The 16,930-nt window shown below is 63.0% G+C and carries 15 protein-coding genes; 9 read left to right on the plus strand and 6 right to left on the minus strand.

The genetic code is table 11. From position 1 onward, the window contains the following. Window positions 1–110: 110 nt before the first annotated feature. From VM99_14520 to VM99_14560, 9 genes are all read left to right on the plus strand, one after another. A complete protein-coding gene (locus VM99_14520) occupies window positions 111–2,825 on the plus strand; it encodes an NADH dehydrogenase (GenBank protein AKJ99224.1) in 2,715 nt (904 codons plus the stop codon). Beyond that, window positions 2,822–3,829: an NADH:ubiquinone oxidoreductase gene (locus tag VM99_14525; protein AKJ99225.1), complete on the plus strand. Its 1,008-nt coding sequence runs from the start codon at window positions 2,822–2,824 to the stop codon at window positions 3,827–3,829. Before VM99_14520 ends, VM99_14525 begins: the two co-directional genes overlap by 4 nt. A gap of 11 nt (window positions 3,830–3,840) precedes the next feature. After that, window positions 3,841–4,389 (plus strand): NADH dehydrogenase, encoded by a 549-nt coding sequence (locus tag VM99_14530; GenBank protein AKJ99226.1) that lies wholly within the window; start codon window positions 3,841–3,843, stop codon window positions 4,387–4,389. A 9-nt stretch (window positions 4,390–4,398) separates the two neighbouring features. Continuing rightward, window positions 4,399–4,899 carry an NADH dehydrogenase gene (locus tag VM99_14535; GenBank protein AKJ99227.1) on the plus strand — a complete coding sequence of 167 codons (501 nt, stop codon included), beginning with the start codon at window positions 4,399–4,401 and terminating at the stop codon, window positions 4,897–4,899. A 4-nt stretch (window positions 4,900–4,903) separates the two neighbouring features. Then, window positions 4,904–5,212, plus strand: a complete 309-nt coding sequence (locus VM99_14540) for an NADH-quinone oxidoreductase subunit K (GenBank protein AKJ99228.1) — start codon at window positions 4,904–4,906, stop codon at window positions 5,210–5,212. Continuing rightward, window positions 5,209–7,062 (plus strand): NADH-quinone oxidoreductase subunit L, encoded by a 1,854-nt coding sequence (locus VM99_14545; protein AKJ99229.1) that lies wholly within the window; start codon window positions 5,209–5,211, stop codon window positions 7,060–7,062. Before VM99_14540 ends, VM99_14545 begins: the two co-directional genes overlap by 4 nt. 39 nt (window positions 7,063–7,101) lie before the next feature. Further along, window positions 7,102–8,634 carry an NADH:ubiquinone oxidoreductase subunit M gene (locus VM99_14550; protein AKJ99230.1) on the plus strand — a complete coding sequence of 511 codons (1,533 nt, stop codon included), beginning with the start codon at window positions 7,102–7,104 and terminating at the stop codon, window positions 8,632–8,634. A gap of 7 nt (window positions 8,635–8,641) precedes the next feature. Next, complete coding sequence (locus tag VM99_14555; protein AKJ99231.1) at window positions 8,642–10,105, plus strand: NADH:ubiquinone oxidoreductase subunit N; 1,464 nt, start codon at window positions 8,642–8,644, stop codon at window positions 10,103–10,105. A gap of 339 nt (window positions 10,106–10,444) precedes the next feature. Next, entirely contained in the window at window positions 10,445–10,921 is a 477-nt protein-coding gene (locus VM99_14560; protein ID AKJ99232.1) for a hemerythrin, read from the plus strand. A gap of 82 nt (window positions 10,922–11,003) precedes the next feature. Here VM99_14560 and VM99_14565 read toward each other — a convergent pair whose 3' ends face one another. The 6 genes from VM99_14565 to VM99_14590 all read right to left on the minus strand — a co-directional run bounded on the left by VM99_14565 (window position 11,004) and on the right by VM99_14590 (window position 16,875). Beyond that, the gene (locus VM99_14565; GenBank protein AKJ99233.1) at window positions 11,004–11,885 is read right to left on the minus strand and encodes a LysR family transcriptional regulator; all 882 of its coding nucleotides are present in this window, start codon (window positions 11,883–11,885) and stop codon (window positions 11,004–11,006) included. A 257-nt stretch (window positions 11,886–12,142) separates the two neighbouring features. Continuing rightward, window positions 12,143–12,772 (minus strand): hypothetical protein, encoded by a 630-nt coding sequence (locus tag VM99_14570; protein ID AKJ99234.1) that lies wholly within the window; start codon window positions 12,770–12,772, stop codon window positions 12,143–12,145. A gap of 140 nt (window positions 12,773–12,912) precedes the next feature. Then, complete coding sequence (locus VM99_14575; protein AKJ99235.1) at window positions 12,913–14,751, minus strand: amidohydrolase; 1,839 nt, start codon at window positions 14,749–14,751, stop codon at window positions 12,913–12,915. A gap of 156 nt (window positions 14,752–14,907) precedes the next feature. Continuing rightward, window positions 14,908–15,525 carry an antibiotic biosynthesis monooxygenase gene (locus tag VM99_14580; protein ID AKJ99236.1) on the minus strand — a complete coding sequence of 206 codons (618 nt, stop codon included), beginning with the start codon at window positions 15,523–15,525 and terminating at the stop codon, window positions 14,908–14,910. Further along, window positions 15,518–15,931 (minus strand): LysR family transcriptional regulator, encoded by a 414-nt coding sequence (locus VM99_14585; protein AKJ99237.1) that lies wholly within the window; start codon window positions 15,929–15,931, stop codon window positions 15,518–15,520. Before VM99_14585 ends, VM99_14580 begins: the two co-directional genes overlap by 8 nt. Further along, on the minus strand, window positions 15,928–16,875 hold the full coding sequence (locus VM99_14590; GenBank protein ID AKJ99238.1) for a LysR family transcriptional regulator: 948 nt from the start codon (window positions 16,873–16,875) through the stop codon (window positions 15,928–15,930). Before VM99_14590 ends, VM99_14585 begins: the two co-directional genes overlap by 4 nt. Window positions 16,876–16,930 lie beyond the last annotated feature (55 nt).

Below are 16,930 nucleotides of genomic sequence, written 5' to 3' on the forward strand. Positions count from 1 at the left end.
TCGCCTTTCGTCCGATGACGCCTTTTCACCGAGGCTGTTTGGATTCGGACGAACGACAAGATTCCATTAGCCACGCCCGCTGACACCGGGCCAACGAAGAACTTTGAACCATGGCCACTATCCACGTAGACGGCAAAGCGCTCGAAGTCGACGGGGCAGACAACCTGTTACAGGCATGTCTGTCGCTGGGCCTCGACATTCCTTATTTCTGCTGGCACCCCGCCCTTGGCAGCGTCGGCGCCTGTCGCCAGTGCGCAGTCAAGCAATACACCGACGAGAACGACACCCGTGGTCGGATCGTCATGTCCTGCATGACCCCCGCCACCGACAACACCTGGATCTCCATCGACGATGAAGAATCCAAGGCGTTTCGCGCCAGCGTCGTCGAATGGCTGATGACCAACCACCCGCACGACTGCCCGGTCTGTGAGGAAGGCGGTCACTGCCACCTGCAAGACATGACGGTGATGACCGGCCACAACGAGCGCCGTTATCGCTTCAAGAAACGCACCCACCAGAACCAGCAACTGGGCCCGTTCATTTCCCACGAGATGAACCGCTGCATCGCCTGCTACCGCTGCGTGCGTTTCTACAAGGACTACGCCGGCGGTACCGACCTGGGCGTGTTCGGCGCCCACGACAACGTGTACTTCGGACGCGTTGAAGACGGCACCCTGGAAAGCGAGTTCTCCGGCAACCTCACCGAGGTCTGCCCGACCGGCGTGTTCACCGACAAGACCCACTCCGAGCGCTACAACCGCAAGTGGGACATGCAGTTCTCGCCGAGCATCTGCCACGGCTGCTCCAGCGGTTGCAACATCTCCCCGGGCGAGCGCTACGGCGAACTGCGTCGCATCGAGAACCGCTACAACGGTTCGGTGAACCAGTACTTCCTCTGTGACCGCGGCCGTTTCGGCTACGGCTACGTCAACCGCACCGACCGTCCGCGCCAACCGCTGTTGGCGGGCGGCACCAAGCTGAGCCTGGACGAAGCACTGGACAAGGCCGCCGACCTGCTGCGCGGCCGCAATATCGTCGGCATCGGTTCGCCACGGGCCAGCCTGGAAAGCAACTACGCGTTGCGTGAACTGGTCGGTGCCGAACATTTCTACAGCGGTATCGAAGCCACCGAGCTGGAGCGCATCCGCCTGGTGCTGCAAGTGCTCAAGGACAGCCCGCTGCCCGTGCCGACGATGCGCGACATCGAAGACCACGACGCCGTGTTCGTCCTTGGCGAAGACCTGACCCAGACCGCCGCGCGCATGGCCCTGGCCCTGCGCCAGTCGGTCAAGGGCAAGGCCGAGGACATGGCCGACGCCATGCGCGTGCAGCCTTGGCTCGACGCCGCGGTGAAAAACATCGGCCAGCACGCGCTGAACCCGCTGTTCATCGCCAGCCTCGCCGAAACCAAGCTCGACGACGTCGCCGAAGAATGCGTGCATGCCGCGCCTGACGACCTGGCCCGCATCGGCTTTGCCGTCGCCCACGCCCTGGACGCCAGTGCACCGGCCGTCGAAGGCCTCGACAGCGAAGCCGCCGAACTGGTGCAGCGCATCGCCGACGCCCTGCTGGCCGCCAAGCGTCCGTTGATCATTGCCGGCACGTCCTTGGGTTCCAAGGCGTTGATCGAAGCCGCCGCCAACATCGCCAAGGCCTTGAAGCTGCGCGAGAAGAACGGCTCCATCAGCCTGGTCGTGCCGGAAGCCAACAGCCTCGGCCTGGCCATGCTCGGTGGCGAATCGGTGGATGCAGCCCTGCAAGCGGTGATCGACGGTAACGCCGACGCCATCGTGGTGCTGGAAAACGACCTCTACACCCGGACCGACAAGGCCCGTGTGGACGCCGCCCTGAACGCCGCGAAAACCGTGATCGTCGCCGACCACCAGAAGACCGCCACCACCGACCGTGCCCAGCTGGTGTTGCCGGCGGCGAGCTTTGCCGAAGGCGACGGCACGCTGGTCAGCCAGGAAGGTCGCGCCCAGCGCTTCTTCCAGGTCTTCGACCCGCAATACCTGGACGCCAGCATCCTGGTCCACGAAGGCTGGCGCTGGCTGCATGCCCTGCGCGCCACCCTGCTGAACCAGCCGATCGACTGGACCCAACTGGATCACGTCACCGCCGCCTGCGCGTCGAGCAGCCCGCAACTGGCTGCCATCGTCGACGCCGCGCCGTCCGCCGCGTTCCGCATCAAGGGCATGAAGCTGGCCCGCGAGCCGCTGCGTTACTCCGGCCGCACGGCCATGCGCGCCAACATCAGCGTGCACGAACCGCGCACCCCGCAAGACCAGGACACCCCATTCGCCTTCTCCATGGAAGGTTACTCGGGCTCCGCCGAACCGCGCTCGCAAGTGCCGTTCGCCTGGTCGCCGGGCTGGAACTCGCCGCAAGCCTGGAACAAGTTCCAGGACGAGGTCGGCGGTCACCTGCGTGCCGGTGACCCGGGCAAGCGCCTGATCGAAAGCCAGGGCGATGGCCTCAGCTGGTTCGCCAGCGTGCCGCGCGCCTTCAACCCGGCACCAGGGACCTGGCAGGTCGTGCCGTTCCATCACCTGTTCGGCAGCGAAGAGAACTCTTCCAAGGCCGCACCGGTGCAGGAGCGCATCCCGGCCGCCTACGTGGCGCTGGCCAAGTCCGAAGCCGATCGCCTGGGCGTCAACGACGGGGCCCTGCTGAGCCTGAACGTGGCGGGCCAGACCCTGCGTCTGCCGCTGCGTATCAATGAAGCACTGGGCGCCGGCCTGGTGGCGTTGCCCGCCGGCCTGGCCGGCATCCCACCGGCGATATTCGGCAAAACCGTCGACGGTCTGCAGGAGGCAGCGCAATGAGCTGGTTCACCCCTGAAGTGATCGACGTGATCCTGACGGTCCTCAAGGCCATCGTGATCCTGCTGGCCGTGGTGGTCGCAGGCGCACTGTTGAGCTTCGTCGAACGTCGCCTGCTGGGCTGGTGGCAGGACCGCTACGGTCCGAACCGCGTCGGCCCGTTCGGCATGTTCCAGATCGCCGCCGACATGGTGAAAATGTTCTTCAAGGAAGACTGGACCCCGCCGTTTGCCGACAAGGTGATCTTCACCCTGGCACCGGTCGTGGCCATGAGCGCCTTGCTGATCGCCTTCGCGATCATCCCGATCACCCCGACCTGGGGCGTGGCGGACCTGAACATCGGCCTGCTGTTCTTCTTCGCCATGGCCGGCCTGTCGGTGTACGCGGTGCTGTTCGCCGGCTGGTCGAGCAACAACAAGTTCGCCCTGCTGGGCAGCCTGCGGGCCTCGGCCCAGACCGTGTCCTACGAAGTGTTCATGGGCCTGGCGCTCATGGGCATCGTGATCCAGGCCGGCTCGTTCAACATGCGTGACATCGTCGAGTACCAGGCGCAGAACCTGTGGTTCATCATTCCGCAGTTCTTCGGCTTCTGTACCTTCTTCATCGCCGGCGTGGCCGTGACTCACCGTCACCCCTTCGACCAGCCGGAAGCGGAACAGGAACTGGCCGACGGTTACCACATTGAATATGCCGGCATGAAATGGGGCATGTTCTTCGTCGGCGAGTACATCGGCATCATCCTGATCTCGGCGCTGCTGGTCACGCTGTTCTTCGGTGGCTGGCACGGTCCGTTCGGCATCCTGCCGCAATTGTCCTTCGTCTGGTTCGCCTTGAAGACCGCGTTCTTCATCATGCTGTTCGTCCTGCTGCGCGCCTCGATCCCGCGCCCACGCTACGACCAGGTGATGGACTTCAGCTGGAAATTCTGCCTGCCGCTGACCCTGATCAACATGCTGGTGACCGCTGCGATCGTTTTAATGAACGCGCCTGCGGCCGCGGTTCAGTGAGGATTTGACCCATGTTCAAATATATTGGCGACATCGTTAAGGGTACCGGTACCCAACTGCGAAGCCTGGTCATGATCTTCGGCCATGGCTTTCGCAAGCGCGACACCCTGCAATACCCCGAAGAGCCGGTCTACCTGGCTCCGCGTTATCGCGGCCGCATCGTCCTGACCCGTGATCCCGACGGCGAAGAGCGTTGCGTGGCGTGCAACCTGTGCGCCGTGGCCTGCCCGGTCGGTTGCATCTCGTTGCAGAAAGCTGAAACCGAAGACGGTCGCTGGTACCCGGACTTCTTCCGCATCAACTTCTCGCGCTGCATTTTCTGCGGCCTCTGCGAGGAAGCGTGCCCGACCACCGCGATCCAGCTCACGCCGGATTTCGAAATGGCCGAGTTCAAACGTCAGGACCTGGTGTACGAGAAAGAAGACTTGCTGATTTCCGGTCCCGGTAAAAACCCTGATTACAACTTCTATCGTGTTGCAGGTATGGCCATTGCCGGTAAGCCCAAAGGCGCCGCGCAGAACGAAGCCGAACCGATCAACGTGAAGAGCTTGCTGCCTTAAGGAAGAAAGATGGAATTCGCTTTCTATTTCGCATCGGGTATCGCGGTGGTGTCCACGCTTCGTGTGGTCACCAACACCAACCCCATCCATGCCCTGCTCTACCTGATCATTTCGCTGATCGCCGTGGCCATGACCTTCTTCGCCCTCGGCGCGCCGTTTGCCGGTGCGCTGGAAGTGATCGCCTACGCCGGCGCCATCATGGTGCTGTTCGTGTTCGTGGTGATGATGCTCAACCTGGGCCCCGCCTCGGTGCAGCAGGAGCGCTCCTGGCTCAAGCCCGGCATCTGGGCAGGGCCGGTGATTCTCGCCGTCCTGCTGCTGGGGGAACTGCTGTACGTGCTGTTCGCCCACCAGAGCGGCCAGGCCATCGGCCACACCACCGTAGGTCCAAAGGCCGTGGGCATCAGCCTGTTCGGCCCATACCTGCTGGTGGTCGAACTCGCCTCGATGCTGCTGCTTGCCGCAGCCGTCACGGCGTTCCATTTGGGCCGTAACGAGGCGAAGGAGTAATCACATGCCTGCTATCCCTCTCGAGCATGGCCTGGCAGTCGCCGGCATCCTGTTCTGTCTCGGCCTGGTCGGCCTGATGGTCCGTCGCAACATCCTGTTCGTGCTGATGAGCCTGGAGGTCATGATGAACGCCTCTGCCCTGGCCTTCATCGTGGCAGGCGCTCGCTGGGCGCAACCGGATGGACAGATCATGTTCATCCTGGTGATCAGCCTGGCAGCCGCCGAGGCCAGTATCGGCCTGGCGATCCTGTTGCAACTGTATCGCCGCTTCCACACGCTCGATATCGACGCTGCCAGTGAGATGCGCGGATGAACATGATCTTTCTGACTTTCGTATTTCCCCTGATCGGTTTCCTGCTGCTGTCGTTCTCCCGGGGACGCCTCTCGGAAAACCTCTCGGCACTGATCGGTGTCGGTTCCATCGGCCTGTCGGCGATTGTCGCTGCCTACGTGATCTGGCAATTCAACGTCGCACCACCTGAAGGCGGGCACTACACCCTGGTGCTGTGGCGCTGGATGGCGGTGGAAGGCTTCACGCCGAACTTCGCCCTGTACATCGACGGCCTGTCGATCACCATGCTCGGCGTCGTGGTTGGCGTGGGTTTCCTGATCCACCTGTTCGCGTCCTGGTACATGCGCGGTGAAGACGGCTACTCGCGTTTCTTCGCCTACACCAACCTGTTCATCGCCAGCATGCTGTTCCTGGTGCTCGGCGATAACCTGTTGTTCCTGTACTTCGGCTGGGAAGGCGTGGGCCTGTGCTCGTACCTGCTGATCGGTTTCTACTACACCAATCGCAACAACGGTAACGCGGCACTCAAGGCGTTCATCGTCACCCGCATCGGCGACGTGTTCATGGCCATCGGCCTGTTCATCCTGTTCCAGCAGCTGGGTACGCTGAATATCCAGGAACTGCTGGTCAAGGCCCCCGAGCACTTCAAGGTCGGCGATTTCTGGATCGTCCTGGCGACCCTGATGCTGCTGGGCGGCGCTGTCGGTAAATCGGCGCAACTGCCGCTGCAAACCTGGTTGGCGGATGCAATGGCCGGCCCTACCCCGGTCTCGGCACTGATCCACGCCGCAACCATGGTGACCGCGGGCGTCTACCTGATTGCCCGTACTCATGGCCTGTTCGCCCTGGCGCCGGACATCCTGCACCTGGTGGGCATCGTCGGTGGCGTAACCCTGGTACTGGCCGGCTTCGCCGCGCTGGTGCAGACCGACATCAAGCGTATCCTCGCCTACTCGACCATGAGCCAGATCGGCTACATGTTCCTGGCCCTGGGCGTCGGTGCCTGGGAAGGCGCGATCTTCCACCTGATGACCCACGCCTTCTTCAAGGCCCTGCTGTTCCTTGCTTCCGGTGCGGTAATCGTTGCCTGCCACCACGAGCAGAACATCTTCAAGATGGGTGGCCTGTGGAAGAAACTGCCGTTGGCCTACGCCAGCTTCATCGTTGGCGGCGCGGCCCTGGCGGCCCTGCCACTGGTCACCGCCGGTTTCTATTCCAAGGACGAGATCCTCTGGGAAGCGTTCGCCAGCGGTAACCAAGGCCTGCTCTATGCCGGCCTGGTGGGTGCGTTCATGACCTCGCTGTACACCTTCCGCCTGATCTTCATCGCGTTCCACGGTGAAGCCAAGACCGAAGCCCACGCCGGCCACGGCATTGCCCACTGGCTGCCATTGTCGGTGCTGATCGTGCTGTCGACCTTCGTCGGCGCCATGATCGCCCCGCCACTGCACGGCGTACTGCCGCAAAGCGTCGGCCATGCCGGCGGCGAAGCCAAGCACAGCCTGGAAATCGCCTCGGGCGCCATCGCCCTGGCCGGGATCCTGCTGGCCGCCCTGCTGTTCCTGGGCAAGCGTCGTTTCGTCACCGCCATCGCCAACAGCGGCCTGGGCCGTGTCCTTTCGGCCTGGTGGTTCGCCGCCTGGGGCTTCGACTGGATCTACGACAAACTGTTCGTCAAGCCATACCTTGCGATCAGCCACATTCTGCGCAAAGACCCGCTCGACCAGACCATTGGCCTGATCCCGCGCATGGCCAAGGGCGGCCACACCGCCCTGAGCCGTACCGAGACCGGTCAACTGCGTTGGTATGCGGCTTCCATGGCGGCTGGCGCCGTGCTGGTTATCGGCGCCATCGTGCTGGTAGCGGTCTGATATGAACCTTGCGAACTTGCGAAAGGAAACGAGCCCGTCATGATTCTGCCCTGGCTAATCCTGATCCCCTTCATCGGCGGCCTGTTGTGCTGGATCGCGGAGCGCTCCAGCTCCACGCTCCCGCGCTGGATTGCGCTGCTGACCATGTCCCTGGAACTCGCGCTCGGCCTCTGGCTGTGGGCGACCGGCGACTTCACATTTGCCCCGGCGCCTGGCGCCGAGCCGACCTGGGCGCTTGAATTCAAGCACCTGTGGATCGCGCGCTTCGGCATCAGCGTGCACCTGGCCCTCGACGGCCTGTCGCTGCTGATGATCCTGCTGACCGGCCTGCTGGGTATCCTCTCGGTGCTCTGCTCCTGGAAAGAGATCCAGCGTCACGTCGGCTTCTTCCACCTGAACCTGATGTGGATCCTGGGCGGTGTCGTCGGCGTGTTCCTGGCGCTGGACCTGTTCATGTTCTTCTTCTTCTGGGAAATGATGCTGGTGCCGATGTACTTCCTCATCGCGCTCTGGGGTCACAGTTCCTCGGACGGCAAGAAGACCCGGATCTACGCGGCGACCAAGTTCTTCATCTTCACCCAGGCGTCCGGCCTGATCATGTTGGTGGCGATCCTTGGCCTGGTGCTGGTCAACTTCAACAACACCGGCGTGATCACCTTCAACTACGCCGACCTGTTGAAAGTGCAGATGTCGCGCACCACCGAGTACGTGCTGATGCTGGGCTTCTTCATCGCGTTCGCGGTGAAGCTGCCGGTGGTGCCGTTCCACTCCTGGCTGCCCGACGCCCACGCCCAGGCGCCGACCGCCGGTTCCGTGGACCTGGCCGGTATCTTGCTCAAGACCGCGGCCTACGGCCTGCTGCGCTTTGCCCTGCCGATGTTCCCCAACGCCTCGGCCGAGTTCGCGCCCATCGCCATGACCTTGGGCCTGATCGGGATTTTCTACGGTGCGTTCCTGGCGTTCGCCCAGACCGACATCAAGCGCCTGATCGCCTTCTCCAGCGTCTCGCACATGGGCTTCGTACTGATCGGTATCTACTCCGGCAGCCAGCTGGCCCTGCAAGGCGCGGTGATCCAGATGCTCGCCCACGGCCTGTCGGCGGCGGCGCTGTTTATCCTCAGCGGCCAGTTGTACGAGCGCCTGCACACCCGCGACATGCGCGAGATGGGCGGCGTCTGGTCGCGCATCGCCTACCTGCCGGCCATCAGCCTGTTCTTCGCGGCCGCGTCCCTGGGCTTGCCGGGCACCGGCAACTTCGTCGGCGAGTTCCTGATCCTGATCGGCTCGTTCGTCAGTGCGCCGTGGATCACGGCCATCGCCACGTCCGGCCTGGTGTTCGGTTCGGTCTACTCGCTGATCATGATCCACCGCGCCTACTTCGGTCCGGCCAAGTCGGATGAAGTGCTGCGCGGCATGGACGCTCGCGAACTGATCATGGTGCTTGGCCTTGCGGTGCTGCTGGTTTACCTCGGCGTTTCCCCGCAACCGTTCCTCGACACCTCTGCCGCCACGATGCATGGCGTGCAGCAGTGGCTCGGCACCGCCTTCTCTCAACTCGCTTCGGCCCGGTAAGAGCGCTATGGAATTCACGATTCAACACTTTATCGCGCTTGCGCCGCTGTTGATCACCAGCGCCACGATCATCGTGGTGATGCTGGCGATCGCCTGGCGGCGCAATCACTCACAGACCTTCCTGCTGTCGGTGGCGGGGCTGAACCTGGCCCTGCTGTCGATCCTGCCGGCCCTGAAAGTCGCGCCCCTGGTGGTCACGCCGCTGATCCAGATCGACAGCTTCGCCTGCCTGTACATGGCGTTGATCCTGGTCGCCACCCTCGCCTGCGTCACCCTCGCCCACGCCTACCTCGGCGATGGCGGTTCGGGTTACCCGGGCAACCGCGAAGAACTGTACCTGCTGATCCTGATGGCCGCCGCCGGTGGCCTGGTCCTGGTCAGCGCGCAGCACCTGGCCAGCCTGTTCATCGGCCTGGAACTGCTGTCGGTACCGGTCTACGGTCTGGTGGCCTACGCCTTCTTCAACAAGCGCTCCCTGGAAGCCGGCATCAAGTACATGGTGCTGTCGGCGGCCGGTTCCGCGTTCCTGTTGTTCGGCATGGCGCTGCTCTATGCAGAAGCCGGCACCCTGAGCTTCGTCGGTATCGGCCAGGCCCTGGCGGCCACCGGCCTGCCAAGCCCGATCGCGCAACTGGGCCTGGGCATGATGTTGATCGGCCTGGCGTTCAAGCTGTCGCTGGTGCCCTTCCACCTCTGGACCCCGGACGTCTACGAGGGCGCCCCGGCACCGGTGGCGGCGTTCCTGGCCACCGCGTCGAAAGTGGCGGTGTTCGCGGTGATGGTTCGCCTGTTCCAGATCTCCCCGGTGGCCAGCAGCGGCGTGCTGAACGACGTGCTGACGATCATTGCCATCGTGTCGATCCTGTTCGGTAACCTGCTGGCACTGACCCAGAGCAACCTCAAGCGCCTGCTGGGTTACTCGTCCATCGCCCACTTCGGCTACCTGCTGATCGCGTTGATCGCCAGCAAGGGCCTGGCGGTGGAAGCCATTGGCGTGTACCTGGTCACCTACGTCATCACCAGCCTCGGCGCGTTCGGCGTGATCACCCTGATGTCCTCGCCATACAACGGCCGCGACGCCGACGCCCTGTACGAATACCGTGGCCTGTTCTGGCGCCGTCCGTACCTGACCGCCGTACTGACCGTGATGATGCTGTCCCTGGCCGGCATTCCGCTGACCGCCGGCTTCATCGGCAAGTTCTACATCATCGCCACCGGCGTCGAGGCGCACCAATGGTGGCTGGTCGGCTCCCTGGTGCTGGGCAGTGCCATCGGCGTGTTCTACTACCTGCGCGTCATGGTCACCCTGTACCTGATGGAACCGAACCTGCGTCGCCACGACGCCGAGTTGCACTGGGAGCAGAAGGCAGGCGGCGTGATGCTGCTGGCTATCGCCGTACTGGCGTTCTTCCTGGGCGTGTACCCACAACCGTTGCTGACCCTGGTCCAGCAAGCGGGCCTGGTGGGCTGATCGCCTCGGCAGCACCGCTGTGAAAAAACCCGTATCGCGAGATACGGGTTTTTTTATGGCTGGTTCTGAAGAATGACAAATCGTGGCGAGGGAGCAAGCTCCCTCGCCACGGGCCAGGTGTGTCAACAGGAGCTTTTAGCCGCGCGTCAGCGCAAAGTGCAACGAGCTTTTACCCCGGGTCTTGCAGCTTGCACGAAGCCGGAACTTACCACTCATCCAACTCTTTGTTTTACCTGTACTTTTTTATAAGCGCTGGCTGGCATGGCTGATGCAATTTACCCCATACGCGGCGTCGGCGCTTGAAGCCTACCCGCAACCGTGAATTGCCAGGAGCTACTTATGAACGCCATCGACCTTTTGAAAGCCGACCATGAACGCGTGAAAGCGATTCTGACCCAACTGAGCGAATCCACTGATCGCGCCATCAAGAAACGCACCGATCTGTTGGCGAAACTGGAAATGGAAGTGACCATCCACACCCGCCTGGAAGAAGAGATCCTGTATCCGGCTTTCAAGCAAGCGGGTGGCAAGGACGAAGCGGAAATGTATTACGAGGCCAAGGAAGAGCATCGCACCGTCGACTCGCTGGTGCTGCCGGACCTGAAAGCCACCGATCCATCCCAGCCTGAATTCGCCGGTCGGGTGAAGGTGGTCAAGGAACTGCTCGAACACCACATCGAAGAAGAAGAAAAGGAGATGTTCCCCCAGGCCAAGAAAGTCTTGGGCAAGACCAAGCTGGATGCCTTGGGCGCGGAAATGGAAACCATGAAAGCGCAGTACAAAAAGGAACTGGGCAGCGCCAACCTCGCCGCCTGATCCTTGCCTCGAATGCTTCAGCCGTCTCCGGACGGCTGAACGTCGTTATGGGGTCCTGTACTAACCGATCCAGCCCCGTGCGTCACGGCTGCATCTGTTCGCGCAGAAACTCCACCAGCGCCTGTACCGGGCGCGAGCCCTGCCGATGTTGCGGGTAAACCGCTGACAGCGTCAGTGGCTCGGTCTCGTAACCCTCCAGCACCCGGGTCAATCGACCGTCCTTCAGTGCATCGCCGAGAATGAAGGTGGGCAAGTAGGTGATGCCCATGCCGGCAATGGCCGCGTCCCGAAGCAGGTCACCGTTGTTGGCCCGCATGCGTCCGGTGACATCCAGGGACAAAGGTTTGCCACGTCCTTCGAAGCGCCATTGGACTTGCCGGCTGTGACCATAAGGCAGGCAATCGTGATTGCGCAGGTCTTCAGGTCGCTCGGGCGTACCGCGTTCTGCCAGGTAGGCCGGGCTGGCGCAATACAGCCGCTCGATGCTGGCGATACGCCGGGCAATCAGCGTCGAGTCCTCCAGCACGCCAATGCGCAACGCCAGATCGTAGCCCTCCCCCAGCAGATCCACCGAGCGGTCGCTCAAATCCACTTCGACGCTGACGTCGGGGTAGCGTTGCAGGAACACCGGCAGCAGGCTCCCCAGGTGCGCCACGGCGAACGACAGCGGCGCGCTGAGGCGAATGGTGCCGCGGGGCGCGTCGGTCTGGCCGCTGATGCCCTGCTCCACCTCTTCGATTTCACTGAGCAGGCGCAATGCTGATTCGTAATAACGCTGGCCCAAGGGGGTAATGTCCAGGCGCCGCGTCGAACGATTGAGCAGGCGCACGCCCAGACGCTGCTCCAGCTCCATCAGCTTGCGGCTGACGAACTGCTTGGACAGCCCGAGCTTGTCCGCCGCCGCGGTAAAGCTGCCCGACTCCATGACCTGGACGAAAATGCGCATGTCTTCGAAGGGGTTCATTGGGGATCCGTGGGTGAATAATCAAGAACTTTATAAAGGTGTTCAGGGTGAACTCAACCCTGTGGCGAGGGGATTTATCCCCGCTGGGCTGCGCAGCAGACCTGATTACTGACTCCGGTAAACAGTCTGACACACCAGGTGATCAACTTTGGGGCTGCTACGCAGCCCAACGGGGATAAATCCCCTCGCCACAGGTTTTCGCCAGGCAAAAAGATGCCCGCACGATGGCGGGCATCCGTTTAGCCTGTGAGCTCAGCTTACTTGGCGGTCAGCGCCGAGTAGCTGTTCATCAGGTTGCGGTAGTTCGGAATGCGCTGGGACAACAGGTTGCCCAGGCCTTCGATGTCGTTGCGCCAGTCACGGTGCAGTTCGCAGGCCACCGAGAACCAGTTCATCATTTGCGCGCCAGCGGCGGTCATGCGGACCCAGGCGGCTTGTTGCACGGTTTCGTTAAAGGTGCCCGAAGCGTCGGTGACGACGAACACGTCAAAACCTTCAGCCAATGCCGACAGGGTCGGGAACGCTACGCAGACGTCGGTCACCACGCCAGCGATGATCAGTTGCTTGCGGCCGGTGGCCTTGATCGCCTTGACGAAGTCTTCGTTGTCCCAGGCGTTGATCTGGCCTGGACGCGGGATGTACGGTGCGTCCGGGAACATTTCCTTGAGTTCCGGCACGATCGGGCCGTTCGGACCTTTTTCGAAACTGGTGGTCAGGATGGTCGGCAGTTCGAAGAACTTCGCCAGGTCAGCCAGGGCCAGCACGTTGTTCTTGAACTCGTTGGGCGAAAAGTCCTGGACCAGAGAGATCAGGCCAGTCTGGTGATCGACCAGCAGGACCACAGCGTCGTCTTTGTTCAGGCGGTTGTAGCTGGGAACATTGCTCATGGGATGACTCCTTTGGATGGAAGTATGGAACCTGTGGGAGCGAGCTTGCTCGCGATGGCGGAGTGTCAGGCGACAGCGATGCTGAATGTTCAACCGCTATCGCGAGCAAGCTCGCTCCCACAGAGGGCTTGATGGATCAGTTAGAAGGCAAAGCAGGAACAGCCGAACGCGCCCCAGAAGCCTTGGAAATCGCTGACCGGAACGTTCGACAGGCGTGCCCGTTCATGGCTGTGGGCGTGCACCGTGCACGGCCCGCTGCACTGGTGGACTTGCGCCTGCAACGGCGAGCTCGGGCGCCAGTGACCAGGGACCTTGACCACTGGCGACCAGTCCGGCAGCACCGGAACGCTGGCCGGGCCGAGCTTCTCGAAATCGCCGGCGGCGTAGACCACCTTGCCGCCCACCACCGTCAGCACGGACTCGATCCACTTGATGGCTTCTTCCTCGACGCTGAAGAAGTCCGCGCTCAGGGCTGCCACGTCCGCCAGCTGGCCGACCTTGATCTGGCCTTTCTTGCCCTGCTCCGAGGAGAACCAGGCGCTGCCGTGGGTGAACAGTTCCAGGGCGGTCAGGCGAGCCAGACCTTCTTCGTGCAATGCCAGGCCGCCGACGGTGCGGCCGCTGACCATCCAGTACAGCGAGGTCCATGGGTTGTAGCTCGACACCCGGGTGGCGTCGGTGCCGGCGCCGACCGGCACGCCTTCGGCCAGCATGCGCTTGATCGGCGGCGTGGCTTCGGCGGCCTTGGCGCCGTAGCGGTCCACGAAATACTCACCCTGGAAGGCCATGCGGTCCTGGATGGCGATGCCGCCGCCCAGCGCGCGGACCCGCTCGATGTTCTGCGGGGTAATGGTCTCGGCGTGGTCGAAGAACCACGGCAGGCCGTTGAACGGGATGTCGCGGTTGACCTTCTCGAACACATCGAGCATGCGGCTGATGGATTCGTTATAGGTGGCGTGCAGGCGGAACGGCCAGCGCTGTTCCACCAGGTGCCGGACCACCGGTTCCAGGTCTTGCTCCATGCTCGCCGGCAGGTCCGGACGCGGTTCGAGGAAATCCTCGAAGTCGGCCGCCGAGAACACCAGCATTTCGCCGGCGCCGTTATGCCGCAGGAAGTCGTCGCCCTGGTGCAGCTTGACGCTGCCGGTCCAGTTCTTGAAATCGCTGAGCTCTTCCTTGGGTTTCTGGGTGAACAGGTTGTAGGCGATGCGCACCGTCAACTGCTGTTCCCGGGCCAACTGCTCGATCACGGCGTAATCGTCCGGGTAGTTCTGGAAACCACCGCCGGCATCGATGGCGCTGGTCAGCCCGAGGCGATTGAGTTCACGCATGAACTGGCGGGTGGAGTTGACCTGGTACTCCAGCGGCAACTTCGGTCCCTTGGCCAGGGTCGAGTAGAGGATCATCGCGTTAGGTCGCGCCACCAGCATGCCGGTCGGCTCGCCGTTGCTGTCACGCACGATCTCGCCGCCGGGCGGGTTCGGCGTGTCGCGGGTGTAGCCGGCCACGCGCAGCGCGGCGCGGTTGAGCAAGGCGCGGTCATACAGGTGCAGGACGAACACCGGGGTGTCCGGGGCCGCCTGGTTGAGTTCTTCCAGGGTCGGCATGCGTTTTTCGGCGAACTGGAATTCGTTCCAGCCGCCCACCACACGCACCCATTGAGGCGTCGGCGTGCGGTCGGCCTGGTCCTTGAGCATGCGCAGAGCATCGGCCAGGGACGGCACGCCTTCCCAGCGCAGTTCCAGGTTGTAGTTCAAGCCACCCCGGATCAGGTGCAGGTGCGAGTCATTGAGCCCGGGGATGACGGTGCGGCCCTTGAGGTCGATGACCTGGGTGCCGCTGCCGCGCAGGGCCATGGCTTCGGCGTCGGTGCCCACGGTAACGAATTTGCCCTGGCTGATCGCCACGGCGCTGGCCCGGGGGTTTTCCCGGTCGACGGTGTGGAACTGGCCATTGAACAGAATCAGATCGGCGTTCATAGGGTTTTCCTTCAACGATCAAAAAATGAATACCGTGGCGAGGGAGCTTGCTCCCGCTGGGTGGCGCAGCCACCCCAAAAAACTCAGGGCCGCTTCGCGCCCCAGCGGGAGCAAGCTCCCTCGCCACACAAGCCTTCCTCGCTACAACGGTGTCAGCTAAGGCTCCAAATGCTCATGCGCCTTCGAAGCCTCCATCCACGGTGCGAACAGACGGGTCGCCAGCGGCATGCACACGTAGCAGACCGAAAGCACGATGGTCAGGGTGATCAAGAACGTCGCGACCACGTAGTTGGAAAGAATCGCGTGGAGTTGCAGCACGGGCCCCCAGATCAGCGGCACCAGCAAGGTGTGCGGCAGGATCACCAGCAAGGTCACTACGGCCTGCTTCCAGCGCGGTGGCGGTGTGGCGGCGTCCGCCAGCGGGGTGAACCAGAACTCCTTGTGGGACGCGACTTCGGTCTGGTCGCCATCGGCCAGCAACGGCGCCGCCTCTTGCACCAACTCGCTGCGCTCGGGCGAATCCAGCCAGCGCTGCAAGGCCTCGGTGGAACAGAAGCGCAGCACGCAGGTGAACAGCGACAGGCCGTCCTGCTTGCCTCGCACCACGTCCACCCCCAAGTGCCCTGGCCAGCCACCGGCGACGCGCACGATGCGCCGCAGCCAGGCCTCGTAGGCCGCGTCCTGGCCGGCCTTGATCCGGTGCTTGACCACCAGGGTGACGATTTCGTCGACGCCAGGCTTGGCCTTGGGCTCAACGGTTTGCAATTCAGACATGACGAAGCACTCCAACAAAGCGCGTGTTCATCGCCAGGCGGCCAGGGCCGGCGATGAAGACGCTGGTAAATACAATCAGCAGCAACCAACCGAACTGCCCTTCTTCCAGGCTCCACTGCGGGTGCACCACCAGCAGCGCCACGGCCAGCAAAAACAGGATTGGCAGGCAGGCCAGGCGCACCAGCACGCCGGCCATGATCAGCAGCGGGCACACCACTTCGGCGAAGATCGCCAGGATCAGCGTGGGCGCCGCGCCAAGGTGAAACGGGTCTTCGATGCGGGTCAGTTCGGCGCTGTAGTGCAATAGCTTCGGCAACCCATGAACCCACAGCAAAAACAGCGCGCCACTGAGGCGCAGGAACAGCAAGCCCAGATCCTGCATCGGCCGTTCATCGGTGATGTTCATCGGTGGGCTCCGTCCGAATCTGCGTAAGCCGCGGCCGGCAACGGTTGGGACATGTGGGTGGCGATGCGCGAGCGCAGCCAGCGCTCGGCGGGGTCGTTGTCATGCACGCCGCTCCAGACCATCGACAGTTCCGCCGCGTTGATCTCGAACGGTGGGTCCTCGGCCCGCAGCGCGCAGCCTTCGACCAGGGCACAGGCGGCATAGTCGGGCACGGTGGCGATCAGCTCGGTGCCTGCCAGCAAGGCGCGCAAACCACTGAACTGTGGCACCCCGAGCACCACCTTGCGGGTCCGGCCGATGCGGGCCAGGTCCAGGTCGATGTTGCCGCTCAGGTCGCCCGAAAACGACACCATGGCGTGGGGCCTTGCGCAGTACTCATCCAGGGTCAGTGGCCCTGGGCGATTGTCGCCGCGCAAGACCTTGCAGGGGATGTCCCGCAGCTTCTTGCGCTTGGCATTGGCCGGCAAATCGGTGGTATAGCTGACGCCCACGCTGATTTCGCCACTGCCCAGCAACGACGACATCAGCAGATAGTTGGCCCGACGCACCACCACGATGATGCCCGGCGCTTCTTCACGCAGTTGGCTGAGCAAGGGTGGAAACAGGCCGAACTCGGCATCGTCCGACAGGCCAATGCGAAACACATCGCAACTGGTGGACGGGTCGAACGCCTTGGCCCGGCTGACCGCGCCGGAAATCGTGTCCATGGCCGGTTGCAGTTCCCGCAGAATGGCCAAGGCCCGAGGCGTCGGCTCCATGCCACGACCATGGCGGATCAGCAACGGGTCGTCGAACAGATCCCGCAGCCGCCCCAACGCCGCGCTCACCGCCGGCTGGCCCATGAACAGCTTCTCGGCGACGCGGGTCAGGTTCTTTTCGAACATCAGCGCCTCGAAGATCACCAGCAGGTTCATGTCGAGACGGCGTAAATCGTTGCGGTTCATCGGGTTATTTGATCCTGTTGAATGGCCAGGGATGGGTGAAGTCCCTGTGGGAGCG

The sequence above is a fragment of the Pseudomonas chlororaphis genome (assembly GCA_001023535.1).
GTDB lineage: Bacteria > Pseudomonadota > Gammaproteobacteria > Pseudomonadales > Pseudomonadaceae > Aquipseudomonas > Aquipseudomonas chlororaphis_E.